18 protein-coding genes are annotated in these 19,030 nt (G+C 30.7%); all 18 read right to left on the bottom strand.

Features of this window, described 5'->3' with window-relative positions; all coding sequences use genetic code 11:
• Window positions 1–6 precede the first annotated feature (6 nt).
• The 18 genes from ACWJKP_RS09880 to ACWJKP_RS09795 all read right to left on the bottom strand — a co-directional run bounded on the left by ACWJKP_RS09880 (window position 7) and on the right by ACWJKP_RS09795 (window position 18,453).
• Complete coding sequence (locus ACWJKP_RS09880; RefSeq protein ID WP_165414120.1) at window positions 7–1,920, bottom strand: site-specific DNA-methyltransferase; 1,914 nt, start codon at window positions 1,918–1,920, stop codon at window positions 7–9.
• A 655-nt stretch (window positions 1,921–2,575) separates the two neighbouring features.
• Entirely contained in the window at window positions 2,576–3,505 is a 930-nt protein-coding gene (locus ACWJKP_RS09875; protein ID WP_165414119.1) for a hypothetical protein, read from the bottom strand.
• A gap of 260 nt (window positions 3,506–3,765) precedes the next feature.
• Complete coding sequence (locus ACWJKP_RS09870; RefSeq protein WP_165414118.1) at window positions 3,766–4,809, bottom strand: hypothetical protein; 1,044 nt, start codon at window positions 4,807–4,809, stop codon at window positions 3,766–3,768.
• A 45-nt stretch (window positions 4,810–4,854) separates the two neighbouring features.
• Entirely contained in the window at window positions 4,855–5,769 is a 915-nt protein-coding gene (locus ACWJKP_RS09865; RefSeq protein ID WP_165414117.1) for a hypothetical protein, read from the bottom strand.
• 94 nt (window positions 5,770–5,863) lie between these two features.
• Complete coding sequence (locus tag ACWJKP_RS09860) at window positions 5,864–6,076, bottom strand: hypothetical protein (RefSeq protein WP_165414116.1); 213 nt, start codon at window positions 6,074–6,076, stop codon at window positions 5,864–5,866.
• Complete coding sequence (locus ACWJKP_RS09855; RefSeq protein WP_224578963.1) at window positions 6,060–7,202, bottom strand: hypothetical protein; 1,143 nt, start codon at window positions 7,200–7,202, stop codon at window positions 6,060–6,062. Before ACWJKP_RS09855 ends, ACWJKP_RS09860 begins: the two co-directional genes overlap by 17 nt.
• 10 nt (window positions 7,203–7,212) lie before the next feature.
• Window positions 7,213–7,470: a hypothetical protein gene (locus tag ACWJKP_RS09850; protein WP_224578965.1), complete on the bottom strand. Its 258-nt coding sequence runs from the start codon at window positions 7,468–7,470 to the stop codon at window positions 7,213–7,215.
• Between the two features lie 277 nt (window positions 7,471–7,747).
• Window positions 7,748–8,895 (bottom strand): IS3 family transposase gene (locus ACWJKP_RS09845; RefSeq protein ID WP_165415075.1). Its coding sequence is split into 2 segments (ribosomal slippage): window positions 7,748–8,649 and window positions 8,649–8,895, totalling 1,149 coding nucleotides; the frame shifts between segments, so codons are not numbered across the junction.
• Window positions 8,896–9,227: 332 nt separating this feature from the next.
• Window positions 9,228–10,439 (bottom strand): hypothetical protein, encoded by a 1,212-nt coding sequence (locus ACWJKP_RS09840; RefSeq protein ID WP_165412241.1) that lies wholly within the window; start codon window positions 10,437–10,439, stop codon window positions 9,228–9,230.
• A gap of 21 nt (window positions 10,440–10,460) precedes the next feature.
• A complete protein-coding gene (locus tag ACWJKP_RS09835; protein WP_224578967.1) occupies window positions 10,461–11,315 on the bottom strand; it encodes a TIGR02391 family protein in 855 nt (284 codons plus the stop codon).
• Entirely contained in the window at window positions 11,309–11,575 is a 267-nt protein-coding gene (locus ACWJKP_RS09830; RefSeq protein ID WP_165412239.1) for a DUF7662 domain-containing protein, read from the bottom strand. The genes ACWJKP_RS09835 and ACWJKP_RS09830 overlap by 7 nt, the downstream gene beginning before the upstream one ends.
• Before the next feature lie 149 nt (window positions 11,576–11,724).
• Window positions 11,725–12,024: a hypothetical protein gene (locus ACWJKP_RS09825; RefSeq protein ID WP_165412238.1), complete on the bottom strand. Its 300-nt coding sequence runs from the start codon at window positions 12,022–12,024 to the stop codon at window positions 11,725–11,727.
• A 272-nt stretch (window positions 12,025–12,296) separates the two neighbouring features.
• The gene (locus ACWJKP_RS09820; protein ID WP_165412237.1) at window positions 12,297–13,181 is read right to left on the bottom strand and encodes a DUF2971 domain-containing protein; all 885 of its coding nucleotides are present in this window, start codon (window positions 13,179–13,181) and stop codon (window positions 12,297–12,299) included.
• Window positions 13,182–13,434: 253 nt separating this feature from the next.
• Entirely contained in the window at window positions 13,435–14,295 is an 861-nt protein-coding gene (locus tag ACWJKP_RS09815; RefSeq protein WP_165412236.1) for a hypothetical protein, read from the bottom strand.
• Between the two features lie 306 nt (window positions 14,296–14,601).
• Window positions 14,602–15,198, bottom strand: a complete 597-nt coding sequence (locus ACWJKP_RS09810) for a hypothetical protein (RefSeq protein WP_165412235.1) — start codon at window positions 15,196–15,198, stop codon at window positions 14,602–14,604.
• A gap of 614 nt (window positions 15,199–15,812) precedes the next feature.
• Window positions 15,813–16,919 (bottom strand): AAA family ATPase, encoded by a 1,107-nt coding sequence (locus ACWJKP_RS09805; RefSeq protein ID WP_165412234.1) that lies wholly within the window; start codon window positions 16,917–16,919, stop codon window positions 15,813–15,815.
• A complete protein-coding gene (locus ACWJKP_RS09800; protein WP_165412233.1) occupies window positions 16,916–17,665 on the bottom strand; it encodes a DUF6414 family protein in 750 nt (249 codons plus the stop codon). Before ACWJKP_RS09800 ends, ACWJKP_RS09805 begins: the two co-directional genes overlap by 4 nt.
• A 614-nt stretch (window positions 17,666–18,279) precedes the next feature.
• Complete coding sequence (locus tag ACWJKP_RS09795; RefSeq protein ID WP_165412232.1) at window positions 18,280–18,453, bottom strand: hypothetical protein; 174 nt, start codon at window positions 18,451–18,453, stop codon at window positions 18,280–18,282.
• Between the last annotated feature and the right edge of the window lie 577 nt (window positions 18,454–19,030).

The raw sequence follows: 19,030 nt of genomic DNA, 5'->3' as shown, positions 1-19,030 counted from the left end.
CACCCCCTATATACTCATTATTTCTTGTATATTATTTCTTCTAAGAATATGAATAGCATTTGTTTTAACTGAATCATTTTTGAATCCGTTATCCTTAAATACTACTCTTGTAATCTCTGGGTTTAACTCTTCTTTAAATTTAACAATTCCTTCAACCACCTCAAGAGTAATTTCATCGTCGATACAGATAAACAAAGCACCAACTCCAATACTAAATACTTTTTTATCCGCAATGTTCCTCATTTCCACCGGATAAGTTAAATCAATTCCATACTTAAGCATGATTTCATATACTATATCTTCTTCTGTTCTATTAGGAACAAAATTATCTATCATATCATCAATAGATATTTCAATATTTTCACCATCAACATTCCATTTCTTAATGTTAGATGAATCAAGTTTGAATACTTTAAAACCTATATCTAGATTTTCGATTCCTTCCTTATCTTTGTTTTCTTTAAGAATTTTTTCTCCTACTCTACGGATACGTTCTTTGCCTATTTCGCAGATGTTTTTATACCCGGGCATGTTTGCTACATCTTTTTTATCAGTTGATTCAGGAAGTTGAGCCATTATATATTTACACTTGCCACCATCTTCTGCATTAAGTTGAATAACTGCATTAGCTGTTGTTGCAGAAGCAGAAAAAAAATCAAGAATAATACAACTTTTATCATCATATGTAATCATTTTAATTAACTTTTTTAATAATGAAGTTGGTTTTGGGTAGTCGAAACATCCTTTTAACCCCAAACAATTCAACTCTTTAACGGCGCTTTCATTTGTTCCAACTCCATTGCTCTTATTCAATTCTATATCAGCAAAGAAGTTATTTGGAGTTTTGAATTTATCGTCATTATCCTTTCTTTGAAATCTAATAGAAAATTTTTCAGACTTAATAATAAAATTAGTTCCATCATTAATCTCTCTTTTAAGGGTATCGCTACTCCATTTGAATTCACCTGTTAAAATAACTTCATTAAGGTTTTGTCCATTTTCAATTACTATATCATTTAAAATTTCTACTTTTTCGTACTGACCAGATCCATAACTTCCATCGCTCAAACAGGTGAAGTTAATGGTTTTAGGAGGGGAAATAAGGGTCTTCTGTGGATTTCCAGTGTTTAATAATGGCGCATCTCCATTGTCAAGATCGCTACCGTAATATTTGTAATTATTTTTAGCTTTTTCATAACACAAGATAAACTCAACAGTTTTTCTGCTTTTATTGGATAAAGAGGGCGGTGTGGAAGTTTTTGTCCAAAGAAATATATCAACAAAATTATTCTCTCCAAATAGTTCATCACACAATTTTTTCAAATTTCCAAATTCGATATCATTAATTGAAATAAATATTACTCCATCATCACTCAACAAATTTCTAGCCAACTTAAGCCTTGGATACATCATATTCAACCAATCCGTATGATATCTTCCACTAGCTTCAGAATTAGTTCCTAATTTTCTTCCTTCTGCATCAACTTGTCCAGTAATTTCTAAATAATTTTTAATACTATCTCTATAATCATCAGGATATACAAAATCATTTCCAGTATTGTAAGGCGGATCTATATAAATCATTTTCACCTTACTATGATAAGTTTTTTGAAGTAACTTCAATACTTCTAGGTTATCTCCTTCAATATAAAGATTCTCTGTGGCATCCCAATTCTTACTTTCTTCTTTGCATGGTCGTAATGTACCTGTTGAAGATGTCTGTGCAAGTCTTATTGATTTAGACTTACCCTTCCAATTAAAACTATATCGTTCTTCTTTATCCTCTGTGTATTCACCTAATACTTCCTTTAATTTTTCAAAATCTATTTTATCCTCGCAAAATACTTCTGGAAACAATCCTTTCATTTTAATAATATTTTCAGCAACAATGTTCATACTTTTGTCGCCTAACTTCTCCATGATTTTACCCCCATATTAATTGTTAAGGTTTTGAATTAAATTTTTCTTCCTGATTTCACTCTTCTTTATTTCTATATTTTTCTCAATTTCCTTATTAAAATGAACTTCATATTTGATATTGCTCCTAAGTTTTAGCATTTCAACATCCAATTTCTCAATTTCGTCCGCTACATCCTTAACTAATTCTTTATATGCATATATAGTGAAATATGCAGAAACAACCGATACCTTAGAACCTGTTTTTACATGTTCCTTAATCTCATCTCCAATTTTTCCAACTCTCTTATTGTCTAATATCTTTGATTATTTCATTTTTTTACCTTTATTTACAATATATATTTTTTGCTTATAGTGTTTTATGCTGGCAATTCAGATAAATAATATATATCTAAAGTAGTTGTTTAGGACCTTTTTCTAATTTTTAAAAAAACTGTTCAATTTCCTGCCATTTTATATATGAGCATTTTTAACCATAACAAATGGCACCCAACCATACGGTTGGGTGCCATTTATTATACCTACATATTTATTTCATTTTACATTGCCATTTCATAGCCTTCACTATTTTTATTTCCTATATTCCAGCTTCTCATTATAACAATAATGGGCAGTTGGAGAAAGTCAATAAAAAGCCTGCCCCACTAACTTTTTTATTTTAGTGATTAACAAAGTAATTTATAAATCCATACTGTGTTTCACAATACTTTATGAAAGAAATAAATATCATAAGCACTTCAATTCTTTCCATTTTAGTGTCTGAAGGATGTGCTAAACTATTTCTTGTAATCCTAGTAAAATTCGTATAAACCTGCTTTGCAACACTATCCATTTCAGGTAACAACTTTTTAAAATTTTGATTCGTAATTCTTTTTTTTATGATATCTAAATATTTCACAAAAAGAAGATATTTAGATGATGCAGTTCTTGCAGCCGCTAGTTCCGTAACCATTTGACCATATTCCACAGTATAATTTCTACAAAAAAATCCTGATAAGGAATCTATTTGTTCATCTATAATCTTTTCGCTTGATAAACCAAGCATGATTATTGCAGCTTCTAAACAATTTGCATTATAACATTGAAGGGCCTCTCTGATATAGAATTCTACCCATTCTGTTACACAAGGAATATTCTTAATTCGTTGAAAATATCCATCTACATCATATGGTAAAACTTCCTTTGCCTCTATACATTTGAGTCCGTAGTCTGTAACGTGAAAACTTGGCAGATTAGGACCATAATTCCCAATTGCTCCTGGAGCAATAATACCCTGATTTAATACCAAATGGAATTGCTCGTATATATTTTTAATATCGTCTCGACTAAAATTAGTGGTACTTCTTGCATGCAACATATTTCCTGAACAACCCCATGCTTCTCTAGAAACTTTAATTTCATGTGGTATCATTCCTCGCTTTATAGCCAAATTTTCTGCCAAACGATACAAATCAGATTGTGTCCCTTGATACCCATACCTTTTAAATGTTTTTCCTTCAGAATCAATATCACACTCTTCATATGCAAGTGTATCCATAAGTAATCCCCTAATTTCTAAAGAAGATAAATTCCCCCATTGTTGTTCCATCTATTAGCCCCCAAACATATTTAGTTACTTCTGAACTCCTCATAATTAGCCTAATCGGTATATGGATAATTGATAGTCTGTAACTATAGATATTATCTTACCCACTGCTCATTTCATGCAGTTTAAACATTGTTATGTTTCCACATACAGGATGGCTCGAGATGATAGAAAGTACGTCAAACGCTACTTTTATGGATTTTAATTGTCTTTGCTGTTCTTGGGAACATATCAACTAATTTCTTTACGTTTATGGGAATATATCAACTTTTACTTAATATTCCAATTTCAGTTAAATAATCTAAGTATCTATGATCTTTACGCTTTTTCCAGTCACATACGATTCCATCCATAAGCACATGAGATGGTGATTTTAAACTATCACAAAGCAGCACTTCAAAACCATGGTCATAAAAGAAAACCCATGCCTTTAATTGCTTCATTTCTCCTATTATTATACAAGCCTGCTGTTCATTATTAAGATTTAACGATTGACGCATTTTTTTTACTCCGTCAAATTCAATCCCCTTGACACTATTAAAAATCTCATTACTGCCTGACATAACTTGCTTGATGATATCATCAAGCTCAGTTGTTTGTGTAATATATTCTGCTCCTTTAAGATAGGAAAGTGTATTAATGGCTGATTTGGCAGCTACTATACATAAATTTTTAAAGTTATGCCTAATGTTTATAGTGGCTGAAATTTGACCACAGAAAGTATTTTGTTCACCTTTAGTAATATTTCCAGCAAACAAATTCTTGATTTCTTTAATTTTCTCATCTGATAATATGCCATGAAATCCAATATGCATTTTATCCTTAAAATAAGCGATATATATACACGCATCATCTTGTAGCATTTCAACAGGCACATATTTTTCTCCCATTGAAACAATACGCTCTTTTAATTTCTCAATTTCATTTTGAGCATCGTGACTATCATCTGGCTGCCAATGGAATTGTATATTATTTTTCTCATCAATAATAAACTGACTTAAACTATACCCCTCTGTACCTTTCATATACCCCAGGACATTTCTACCATTCTGCTCTATCGGAGACACTTCTGAAGTTGCAGCATATTTTGCTGATAATTTGCCACGCTTTCCGGGTCCATTTATTATCCGCGGTACTTGAATAAGCGAGTGTTCAATGACATCTCGTTCTATAGTAGAAAAGTATTTATTTGCCTCATCAGATACTATGCATTTACCCAATTTTGTACAACATCCTAATGCCGCAGGAATCACGTGTTCTTGGGTAATATATGTTAGATTACTATTTTGACCTAAGTAAATACACATTTCAACACCTACTTTCGATAAAAAAACTCTATCAAATTTTTCGTCTCACTTTTTCTTGGAATATACCCAGAAAAGAATGCTGTCCATTAAACGCAACGAAAATAATGCATCTTCCAGTGTAGGTTTCTCTTGAGCTGCTTCATTTCTATGTGTGCCGTAGTCAGACATCATTGAATAAATCATGTAAATTGCTTTAGTCTTTGTCAGTTTACCAGCACGATTCTCATAAAAGAAATCCGCCAAATCATCCTTGCGTAGGTCTGTGTTTAATGCCTGAGATAAATCTTGTGCGGAAGAAACTGTATTTTCTCCACTGGTATTATAAATTCCTCGCATCCATTTGGCAAAGTCCTCTGTACCTTTATATTTTGAAAAAATGCTTACCAAACACGTTCTGCATGCCTCAATACAAGTCCCTGCGTGTCCTTGTGTATACGCATCAATTGCAGATTCATATGAATCATAAACTTCTCTGTGGGTATTCTTTAACCAATCTTCAACAGAAAATAATTCGTCAATTCTTTTAGTATTACTTTCCATACAACTTGTTACGCTAACCTTATCAAATTCAATACTGATGGTCAAACCAAGTAATTCATACAGATTTGCTAATTCCTCAAAATTATCGGCCAACGATTCTGTGATGTAACCGATGTTAAATGATTTGGTCAATTCTTTTAATAGAGAAATGATCTCTCCATTCTTTCCTTCACGATATAAGTCTGTAAATATGTTATCCAAACCGAGAAACACATCATATTCTTCATTAGGATTTTCAAATTTATGTGCATATCCATTATTGTAATAATATGGAATCAAATAATCAGCGTACTTTTCAAAATACTCACCTAAGCCAACACATTTTAATCTTGACTTGAACTCTGAATTGCTCTTTGAAAAGAATCCTTTTCTACTTAAAATCTCTGCTATTTTGGATAAAATAATTTCTTTATTGTCCACAATTATCCCCCTTCTGGACTTTTTCAACAGTCCGTTGTTATCACACGCACTCCAAATAATGAATTGCAAATTTTTATAAATTATTATTTGGTCATTATTTCTTGATGACTTTTATTACATTCACTGCACCTTTGAGAAATTTTCCTCCGTACTTCTTTGCAACAAAAGCAACTCCTGCTATACCTAACGCAGCGCCTATACTATTCCCATGCTTTTGACATTTAGGGCAAAGTCCGGTTTTATTATTTGGATCCGTTATTATTCTTCCACACGGGCATACTTTTTCAGATTCATTCTTTTTTTTCATCGTTAATATCCTCCACCGAAACGATATAAACATCGTTGTTATATGTGCCATTCATACTTAATTCTAAAGCCTTAATACCTGACTCTAATGCAGGCTGCATTTCCTTCGAAAAGGTATGCCAACAGTTCATATTGGTTTTATCATAAGGGAAATAATCATGCATCAGTGTTACAATAGATAGTCTTTTCCTTGTTACTGGCTTTGTCAAAAAATCATACATAACGTGCTGATACTGTTGTAGTACCAACTTTGCAGTTTTTACATCTCCCATATATTCCAGAAGTTGCATACGCACTCCAACATATTTAGTTGCAATTTGGAAATCACTTGTTAAGTATCCCATGTAACAATTCAATTGATTACCAAATTGCAAAAACGGAATACTTGTACGTCTTGCAAAACTCTTTGATGTTGTTTCTACATCAGCATAAATCGCATTAAGAGCAGTTCTGATTTTTCCATCAGCCTCTTTTAACAATAAAACACGTTCTTCTTCCGACTCTTTATTTTCTGCTTCTAATACCAATGACCTCGCATCAAAAAATGGAACAATAATATCCCTATCTCTGTCCTTTTCAAGCTGATACGCTTGAAATTCTTGAATATCAGCTAATTTTGCATATATCTGACGCATTTGAAGTTGATTTCCAATACTTCTTGCTGTTTCAATGTTTCCTGGGTAATTAATAACCTTCTTTAATGTAATATCTTTAACCCTTACATCATTTTCATCCAATATTACGGCTCTTAGATTCCCGTCTACCTGTTTTGAATCTCCCACTTTGTATATTCCTTTTTTTAGCTTGGATTTAATATCAGTAGGCAAATTATCAAAATCAGGAAGTAAAGTAATGTTTCCTCGCATAATAACATCAGCTTGATGTATAATATCATTTATTATTCCTAAATTGGCAACAGGTAAGTCTGAAACAATTTCCAAACTTGATTGTTCTCTTAATGCCAAGGACATCTGTTGAACGTACCCATCGAAGAAATCACTCATAGCCGTAATATCTCGACCGTATCTATCTATATCAGTTTTAAATATCACAAGAGATTTTCTTGCTCCGTTATCCAATATTTCTGCCTCGTGGTTTTCCGCAACATTATCTAGTTCTACTGTCATAGGTACCTCCTTATCCAAGCAACTGACGTATTCTTGCGGTCAATAATACTTTTCTCTTTTCATAGAACTCTTCAAAATTCTCTAATTCAAGAGAAACTCCGTCTGGAATTATTGCCTCCTTGCAGAATTTTGCCTTTTGTTCATCATTCATATCATTATAATAATCTACCAGACGCATATCATTTTTACTACCGTAACTTCTACCTTCAAGCAGATGAAGGTTCGACAGCCTATTACGTTTACTTCGCCATTTTCTCCAATCATTCATAAAAACAGCCACCGGCTTACTACCGTCAAATCTTTCATACAGATGCAGATGGTCTTGCTCATATTTGAAGTTCTTATTCATCCAATCAAGTGACAGATTACAAGTTTATGATATTTTACAAAATCACTGGACAGTAACGATTATCTAGATTCGCATTATAGACAAACTCTGTACAGTTTAAGAATAATGGGTAGTTGAAGAATAATAAAATAATTAACTTTACTTGTGATAATGTTTGACCTGGTCAAGCAAAATTGTAACACTTGTGTGTAATTAATTATTTAGAATATCTTTTCTCAAAAGGAGTTAACCCTCCCAGAGAACTATGAGGCCTTTTATGATGATAATATCTAAAAATATAGTCATTTATTAGCTCTTCTAAATGCAGAGCATCTTTAATACTGTAATGCTTAATATGTTCATTCTTAAGTTTTCCAAAGAAAGACTCCATAGGAGCGTTATCATATGGACAACCTGCTTTACTCATAGATTGTTGCATTTTTTTATTCTCACAAAAAGAAGTGAATGCCTTTGAGGTATATTGTGAGCCTTGATCACTATGAATTATTAATCCCGTAGGGGGCTTATGATTAGATATGGCTTCACTGAGTGTATCAATAGCTAGCTCCGCCGTTATATTACTAGATGTCTTAGTTGCTACAATACTTCTATCATATAGATCTAAAATAGAACAATTGTACATTATCTTACCGCTGGAAAGATGTATATAGGTGAAATCTGTACACCATTTTAAATTTTTAGCTACAGCTGTAAAATCTCTATTTAGAATATTAGAAAATACTTTATGTGAAGTTCCTTTTACATAATTAGGTCTTTTTCTAAATGAAACGGACTTAATATTTAATTCTTTCATATATTTATGCACAGTTAACAAGCTCAAATTAGTTCCTTGTTTTTCTAATGAGCGTTTTACCATTCTATATCCCATTTTCCCATTTTCACTGTGAAAAATTTTCTCTATATGTTTCAAAATTAATTTTTTTTGTTCATTATAGATACTTTTTCTGAATTTCAAATAATTATAATATGCATTGGGTGATAGCTCAAAACGGCGTAATAACCATCTGACACCAAATTCCTTATTGTTGGTAGATATAAACTGGTAGATTAATTGTCTATTTCCTTGGCGAAGAATGCCGCAGCTTTTTTTAAGAAAGCATTTTCCTTTTCTAATTCAATAGTTCTTTTTTTTAGTAATTTATTTTCCTCATAAACACTAGGAGATATTTTTTCTTCTGCTTCTTTGCATTCTTCGCAATAGCTTTTAATCCACACATTAAGGGTTGATCTAGATACACCATATTCTTTAATTAGACTTGGGATAGTTCTACTATTTTCTAGATTTAATTTTACTAGTTTTTCTCTAAAAATTTGATCATACATTTTTTTTGCCATTTGTAACACCACTCTCCTAATTTTATTATACTATTTTATTAGTACTAAGTGTTACAACTTTAGTATATCAGGTCAGTTCACCGTACTGCTTTAATTGCGGTTTTAAGGCAATGCTATTTTTTAATTAATTACTTGCTGATGCCTAAATTCTATTATTCGATTTTCACATTTATCATTTTTATATAGTTTAATCAACTAATCAATATCGCAACAATACTCATCATTAATAATTTCACATATTTTTTCAATCATACTGACCCTCCCAATTTATAGATATAAAATATTATATCTTAATTGTGTTTCAAATAAGATATTCCTTATTTGCATAACGTTTAAAACTTTTATGATGTATATCCTAAAATCATATATTCAAAGAGTGTAGCAAGTTTTTTCAAAAGTTCATCATATATTCTTTCCATTTCATCAAATGACTCAATACCTAAGGACTGAATAATATTTTTACGTTTTTTCTCTTTAACCTTCTCTGATAATAAATGGTCATAATATTGTCGAAAATCATTTAATAAATAAAGTGGCGAAATAATATTTTTGACATCATCGTTTCCGCTAATAATATTTTTGAGAAGAACTTCATAAAATTTTATTGATCCCCATTCTTCATATTTCTTATCCGGAATTTCAACAATTTTTAAATATAATTTTCTAAGTTCAGGCATATTAATACCTTCGATTAAAACTTTATGAAGCATATTAATCGTAGGTTCAATAGTTTTTTCTGTGATAATAATAGGCTTTACATACTTCTCCTTTTGTTGCTTAATCTCATCGTTAAGATGAAAAAGTGATACTTCATAAGTTTTGTTCAAGGCATCAAATAGCTTATTTTTTTGCTCACATATTCGGATTTCTCTATTTGGATGACTCCAAATGCAACACATCTGTCCAGCATAAAATTCTGATGCAACTATCTGATGATCTGATTCCACATTATGTGGCTTCATTATGCTTAAAGTCATCTCATCTAAGTAACTTAAATCTCCAAGCCAAAAGACTACTTTATCATTTCGATTGATTCCAAAAGGAATACTCCACTCATTTTTTAATCTGAATTCACCATAAGTTTCTGCGTACAAATTAACTTTATAATCTGGGTCTTGCATAAAATAGAGAAGAACTTTCTTGGTAAAGTAAACAGGTGTTAAAAAACCCTCTACAGAATGCTCATCATCATAAGATAATCCCGGAATATTGTAAAAGTCATTATGGTCGTATAAAAAATTCTGTTCTATGCAATAATTAAACTTTTTACGATATCCTTTTCTCGAAAAAATCCCTGTCTTTTCGCCACGTTCAATTACATTTTGATAACAACCACCAATTATTTCTTTTGAATATTTAGGCAAGCAAGTAAAACAACAATCGATACACTCTAACACATGTAATTCTTCAAAATTCAACTTTATATCAACTATTTCTACTAAAACGGGGAGTAAGGTAATCTCCATTGGCATTCCGCATTTAGAGCATGTATGTGTATGATATATTTGGTATTCATTCAAAAAGTCTTTATATTTCTCAAAAGTAATATTCAAGTGTAATTCCTCCTATCTTCTTTACATCTGTAATTTATCAGGCATTCTATGGCACTCATCCAAATATTTGTGAGCAAATGAAATTAAAGTTAAAATGTCCAACGCCTTAGTTTCATCCACTTTCCAATTTATTTTTGGAGTATGTGCAGCCGGATTTCTAACTAAATGAAATATTCCTTCCATTAGTTCCTTTACTCCTATAAATTCACTTTTTTCACTATCTGTCTGCATTGTGTTAAAAAACAGATAAGGATTACCTTTGGCGAATGCTTTTTGGAACAGCTCACCACCATCAGTAGTTAAACCTGTAATTTGGCGAACACGTTCCGCTAATCCATTAGTGGCTTCAAATACTGCGTCATAGTAGTCTTTACGTAGATAGTCTTTAATGCAATACTTTTGAACCTCACTATGAATTGCTCTATTATAAAGTTCCCTTTTTAAGTGATTTACACGTCTATCTACCTCATCCAAGGTTTTAGCCTGCACAACTTCTATGAGCCTACCCTCATGATTAACCAATAGCCCTGCCAACAATAGTACCTTATTAGTTTCTTCTAAAATGTGATTGTACTTTTCTCTATCGCTTTCTCCGGTAAAAGCAACCGGATTTAATGCTTTTATAATAAAGTCATAAATTCGTTGAATGGATTTACTGGTATTCACTTCATTTGCCAAGCAATTATATAACCAATCTCGTTTATTCGATCCTATTGTATAAGTATATCCATTGTTTGAACAACCATCGTCTACTAAGGCTATTTGACTCTGTTGTAATAGTCTTAATAATTCTGTTTTGGTAAAACCTAGGCTCGTATGTGCCAAAACATTACATACTGCTTTTAACTGTTGTTGATCTAATGTTTTGGTTAGCATATAAGCTCCCATCTAACTCTTTCAAAAGTTACTTGTTGATTTTTAAAGTCTACACTAATGGTTTTGTACCCTGCTTCTAACCAACCAAAAGCAACTGAATGAGTATGGGTGTTAGACCAAAATGCTCTATGTTTATACGCTGACTCTGGTAATGTACCCCTTATTTGTTTTTCAATCTCATTAAACGAAATACGAATAGACCTTACCGTTTTATTCTTTAAGTAGTTTGTCAAACCAATGTACTTCTCTCCCTTTGGCATGTTATATCCTCCTTTTTTTAATTTGTACGATGCAAATATGGGTAATTTAAAGCTAAAATCTACTTCAAATTCACTCTTTTTTATATACAATTTTTTTATTCACAAATACTTATAATTGGTTTTCTTAAGTGAATGACTAAGTATATTACTTAAATACTAAATTGATTTTTTATATTCTGCATAGCCTCTTCAATTAATTTTGTTATTTCATCATCTGTAAGATTCTTCATTTTTATATCACCGGCTTTGGTCATTTCATAAGGCTCTGCATTTGCATAATGTCCATTTATATATCCATTTCCTGTATGCTTAAGCTCCATTACTATAAGTGCAGGTGTTTTTCGTCCTTTTACATTGATATAATAATTATACCTATCGTATTTATCAACTTTCCTTTTAAGCTCTTTAAATCTTTCAATTGTATTAATTTTTTTATCTCGTTCATTCATAATAGAACTCCTTAAATAAATATTTTTTCTAAATTAACTATCTTTCTCAACTGAACTGTTTGATGAATCGCATTTATGCAACAATTCTCGCGCATAATCTTCTCCTTTTGTATAATCAATATAGCGACTGGTCATCATTTTTATCCACTGTATCATCCTCAACAAATATTTCTTTCAGTCCTCTATTACTAAGATATTCTCTAAACCCAGACGCAGCCTGTACAGTTTAAGAATAATGAGAAGCACAGTATAGTGAAAATCATACATACAATTCAAGTCACACTTTGTAGAGATAAATTAAAATTAGTATCATATTCATTAAAGCCCATTCGAAAGACTGGTATTTGCAACTCGTTTGCTATTTTAATGAGTTTGTCAACATAAATTTGTGAGCAATTCATACCTATATATATTGCTTTAGGACTTGCAGAAAAAAAAGGCATCCCCTTAGCGATAGCGCCCACTGTACATCTATACTCTTTTTCGTAGCTCCATGTCTCATGTTTTATATTGCAGAAAAGTGATGCCATAAAACCCAGAGATAAGTCATCGAGTTTAATCTCTTTTTTACCTTCTGCAATTTGATTGTCTATTTCTAAAAACATTTTACTAGCTTGATTGTCCATTAAATCGGTTATATCTATTCTCTTATTGGTATATTGTACAGGAAAAGTACAGCTGGAAAGTTGAACATTTCTTTTATCCTTTAAATCGTACGACAGACAAAATCCTTTATGATTGTTTGAATAGTGCGCCCACATTGGCATGTTATTTACGCTGTTAGCTGTAAGCGAAGCTATTTTCACAAACAAAGTGAAATCGTCAATCAATTTACCATCATATTCTTTTAATCTCTCATGTTTTTTCAGTTCATCTGGCCTGTAAAAATATGCTTTGCTATCAAATGGGTCATTCAAGTTTTTAACATCAGACATATAGATTTCTTGTTTTTCTAAGGTATCAAGTTTGGATTCGTTTAAGGTTATATCATCTGTCAAAGAAATATACTTGAAAAGTACATCTGGTAAATGTAGTCTGGTAATTTTATATATCGTCATAAAAACTTCATTCTTGTTTGAAGACTGATTTATCAAGTTCATTGCCAGTAGATAGTCCATAGGATTTTCCGCTCGCCACTTTTCAAGATTAAATTCCATTTCTAAAAAACTTCCTTCCATGGATCATATTAATTATTTTAACACTATGTTGCCTATAAATTGTAATTTACTGGGTTTCTAATTATTAGCCTAATGGGTAGCTGGATAATAAGAAGTTCAAATTGCACTAAAATTTGTATATCGTTGCTAACTCCCAACATTCTTGATCCCTAGTGAAACCGAACTTGGTGAAAAAATGTGTTTTTGCAGTCTTTTTATACCAAAATGAACGGAAGTTTTGGGTTAGACGGTATTACTCTATATTTAGAATATCTTCTAATCCAATTTCCTCAAACGTGTAAAATTCAAATTCAAGTTTCACTGTAGTCATTAAATTTTCTTCATTACGTTTTAACTCAAGTACCCTATTTTTATAATTTTCAGTAAAGTTTCCAACTAAAATAAATCGTAATTCAACTAAATTCTTGAAATATGAATTATATTCCCTTATTAACCTGTCGTTTCTATGAATTAATTCTTTCAAATAATTTATTGATATAATCCCTCTCTTACTAGTTTTTATTTCTAAAACTACGTCTTTCGATTTCATATTTATTATTCCATCAAATTCAGCAGTTTTTCCAGCACCACCTAGCTTAATATATTTTTTAATTAGTTGCCCATATTTCCCTTCTAAATACCTGATTGTGTATTCCTCTGTCAATAATCCAAATTGTACTGGTGTTAAATTTGATTTGTCTAATGATATGTTTATCATCGTTTTTGATGTATCGTTACTTTGATCTTCCTTTAAAGCATTTTCCATAGCTTCATTTTCTTTTTCTATAGATTGCTCAACTTCTTTTGGCGTTTTTTGTGTTTCTTTAAATTTAAAGTATGCATCACTATTTCGTACAATTGCTGATATATTTTCTAAAAAATCTAAATTTGTTACAAGTGTAGCTAATATAATAATCGCCAAGAAATAACATGTGCTATCATTAGCAAATAAAGCTACTGCCGATACTATTAACACACCTATAATTTTTAATGAGTGTTCCCTGATAGGTTTAAAAATTGAAATAATAATAAATAAAAAAGAAACAATTATTGCTACGCTTGCTATTAATTCCCTAAAGTTATTAGGAAGTAATTTTACTATAATACTTTCCATTTACCTACCCTCCTCGTCTTTTTTAAATTATACCTTTTATTTAACTAATATCGCATAATACGATATTCCTAACATTCATAAATTTAGTGCTGATTTTGGGGACTGTCTATTATAAACATAACATGTCCGATTTTATGGATAATGCGAAGTTGTATTATGCTTTCTTAATCCCATTACTTATTCAGGAGCTATGTCATAATTTAAGAAATACAGAACGGAACTGAAGCTAAAATTATGCTAAACTAACTCTACAAATTGGAATTTGTAAAATATATATTTTCTTTAATTATACTCTATGTTAAATTATTATTTCGTTGCGTTCCAATCAATTTTGTCTATCTTGTTTAATAATAAATGCCAATTACTAACATCATGCCACTCTATTTTATCTTCATCAGATATTTTCGGTTTGTCTTGTCCAAGAAGATAATATTCACCAAGTATAACTTTCCATACCAATTCTTCCTTATCTAAATCCGAATTATATTCATAAAAACGCCATTCTATTCCGTTTGTGTAAATTAATTTTCCGAATGTTTTTAATTCACCATTAAATTGTGGACTGTTTTTCTCCTTTTCTAAATTCAAATATAAAGCTTTCACTTCAATCACTCCAAGAATTTTTTTGGTTTCTCTTTCTGAATAACGATAATCTAAACTAATTATCAAAAAATCTGAAGATGCATATTTAGCTTCATTAATTTTATACATCCTATCTGTTTGATTCTGGTCATATGTTTGTAGCTTAAGAGCAGATACCTCTCTTAATGAAATACTTTTACTACTATCTCTTTCACGAATAATAGCAGCAATAATTGAATATAATTCACACTCCAAAGGATTCTGCTTAATTATAAGATCGATTTCTTTTTTAAAATCATAAAAACTATTTGCTAATGACATATTTTCACTCACCCTTCATTTATATAAAAAATAATTAACTTTTGAAATAGCATCGACAAATTCTAATTTGTGCATTTCATTGTTTATTAATTTTCTCCATAATATAATAATAAACAACTCGGTAAATTACTATTTATCTTATACTTTAAAGATTTTCAAATGATGCAACTCCCTATACATTATTCTTATTTTTATTATTTAACTGTTTGTCTAAACTTTCCATTATTAGCCTAATTGGTATAGCCATAGTGTTCCGTGTTACTAACGTTGCTACCATTATCGTAACGGCTTGATAAAGGAATAATTCTTTCCTGTGACTTGAAGAATTTTCTTAATAATAAACATATATTCAAATATAGTACTTGTCCCCTTTAAAACTCTGCTACTAAAACAGACTGCAATATATTGTTTTTGATACTATAGCATCTTCTATATTCTAGTTAATTATTAAATCTATATTATTTCCCCTATAAAAAATTCCCCAGTTCCTTTTGCTAGTATATTATATACTAAAACTAAATTATCCACTCTATTCATAATTTAGTAACAATTTCTAGATTTGTTACTAAAATTGTATGTTTGTTGACAATTTTGTTTTCCTTTCAGCTCATTTATTACGAAACAAGATCTCTCAACAATATTAATGCAAACGTATTATCAATTAAATGAGATATCTCTCTCGCGTTACTACATAGTGTACATCTTTCAATCAATTTATTTTTAATACCAAAGTTGCTAACTAACGTTTGTTCCGAATACGTATAAGATTTGTATTTTTGTTCATATTGCATATTTGCAATTTCTTTTTTCGAATTAATGGATAAATCATCGAATTTTATCACTGAATCAAATCTTGAGAATATCGCTTTTCCAAGATTACTTTTTATATCATCAATCGATTTATAATTCGATGTACAGATGATGATTGATTTTTTGAGCTCCAAATGATAATTTGGGTCCTCATATATACCTTCATCAAACAGTTGATAAAATGCACTATGAAAAGTCGAATTCGCCTTGTCAAACTCATCCAAGAGTATTACATTTGACTCTCTATCTAATAATTCCTTAGCAAAACTTTTTTCGTAATGAGCACCTCCAAACAAATATGTAGCAAATTGATTATTTTGAAACATAGAGAATTGTTTTCGGAATAATCGTTCCTTTACAACATCACTTATTGCATGAGCAGTTTCTGTTTTTCCCAATCCTGTATCACCATAAAACAAGATCACAACCGGTTTATTTCGATTAGCATTTGTTATAGGATAAAGAGCTTGCAATAGACTTTTCAATGCTTTTCCTTGTCCTTTAATCCTGCTCTCATAGGTATTATACAATAATACTAAATCATCTTTTTTAATAGTGCTATATTCTTGCTTAATTATATCTACCTGTGAATATAGTTTTTCTATTTGTGAGCTTATTGAGATAGGTGGATTTTGAATATATAAATTTTCAACATCCAATTTAGCTAAAAAATTAGCGAAATTTAAAATCACATGTTCTCTTACACCGGAATACTCATCAGATTCTATAATGAAATTTTCAACTTTGGTTTTCTGTTTTTCAGACAAGGGTTTTTCTTGGTTTACTAATATAAAACTGCGATTATCTGTGTCAATTTCCATGACTAAATCAGTTAAATTTCTACACCCATTTTTAGGTAATATTTCTTCGAAAGCAGAGCGTGAACCATAAAAAATCACAATTTTATTCATCGTTCAACACCTGCCAACACAATATCATAAACTTTTAATTGTGTATCTTTTGATCCACTTTCGCCGTCGACCACTTCTTCTGCTGTGGGCGCTATTCTAGAAAAATCAAATTCCTTAGACATATCTAAACTTGATATGTCACACACCCCTACACAAATTCCATAATATACAAGTTTCATCTTTGTTAAGTCGGATAAATTATAGTTATTTCTAAATACTTTGCTATTTAGCCTTAAAATAGTTTTAGGAGAATTTTCACTACTTAATAACATCTCATAATAACCTCTTGCATTTTCAAGAGCTTCGTTTAATTTTTCAAGATCTATTGGAATCTCATCTTTTGGAAAAATAATTGTATAAGGGCTATACATTTTGTACATTGAAATTGAATTCTCAGGAGCATAGACAACATCGACAAATTTTTTAATGTTCTTATCTTCATCAGCAATAGCTAAATAATCCGTCAATAAAGTGTTCGTGATTTTTGTTCCAATTGCTGTTTTTGTCTCATGGTCATATGCACTATTTACCTTGCCACTAATAGATGCTTTTATCCAAGACAGAAAATTAAAACCACCACCGATTTCTGCATCTATCTCTGCAATTATTTTCGCTATTTTTTCTTTATCTTTTTCTGTACTCCAATCTAAATGTCCACCATTTACAATATCAATATACTCACTTGCTGACTGCTCGTCAAAGTATACTATTTTTATCATTTTTCGTTCTTGTTTACTTTTTGCCATAATATCCCCCATCTACCCTATTTGTTATCTCTGTTGCCTCGATGATGTTTTTTCTATTAGAACAATCCCTACATCATTTGATTTAATATAATCTATAGTGAATTTTACATAAATATAAAAATAAAAACCCATTAGGTGTAGCGTAACCCCTTTCCCCATCCCACTCTCTCAAATCATACTTAGATGCTCTTACACCCAACTAATTAAATTTAATCTTTTGACCACCCTTTAGCTTATCCATCAACTAAGGAAGCAACTTTGTCCATTGCATGTCCTAAGAATCTCCCCTAAGGGTAAAGAACCTTTTGTGAATTTTGTATAAATAGCGTATAAAAATTAAAACATTCACCTTCGCATTATAGACATTAGCTACACTTCAATCCACTAATTAACTATAAAAACTTCTCACCTACATAATTCAACATTGCCCCATTATTATCCTTCTATATTTGTAGAATAATGTAATAACAAGTACTAAAAAGTCCTATGACTTACTATTTTTAATAAAAAAAACTAATCATACCCAGTAATTATAGATCACAACCTAAATTAAAGTAGCCCTGAGCATTACTCAAAGCTACCTTAATCATTTTTTATTATATTATGGTTTGTTTTTATATGTGATATATTAAGAATACTACATTTGTAGGAATAATTTTATTGTAATTTTCATCACCACACTGAAAAAATTCGATACATATATAATTTATCTCATAATAAACACATTCAAATTCATCACTACCAATTATAACCTTATACTTTTTAAGTATAACTTTATCCTTTTTCATAATTCATCTCCCTCTTTATTGATATATTATAACATATTATTGAAAACTACCCATTTTCCTTAGATACATATTAGGATAACTGCCTAAGAAACATTCAAGTAAATAACAGGTCGGTATGACTTTCGACCGAATTGACTTGCAATAAGAAGAGCAGAAACATTGAAATTCCATTTAGAAATTCTTGTTTTGCCAATATTAAATTCTCGTAAGCCTGACAGGACGTCAGGCTAGCGGACCGGTAGGACTCCGAATGTAAGCGACAGAGAATTTAATATTTGCGAAACACTAGAATTTCTTAATGAAATTTCACGTTTCAATCTCTTATTACAAGTCACGCAGGAGAAAGTTATACAGATACACTCTTTCTTTTTTTTCCTTATATCAGTTTTAAATAGATAAAATTTTGCAATATGTTCTGACCCCCTAGAATAAACTGAAAACAGCTTCTTCTTGATAAGAATGTATATTTAATCGTACCATAATTACATCCACGATTTCACTTTACTGTTATAATATTATTTTCAGTTTCACTAATTTGTGGTATATTACATATAAATAAGTCCTCCTAATTTTGATA

The sequence above is a fragment of the Clostridium sp. CM037 genome (assembly GCF_055081095.1).
This window is presented reverse-complemented; position numbering and strand designations above follow the sequence as displayed.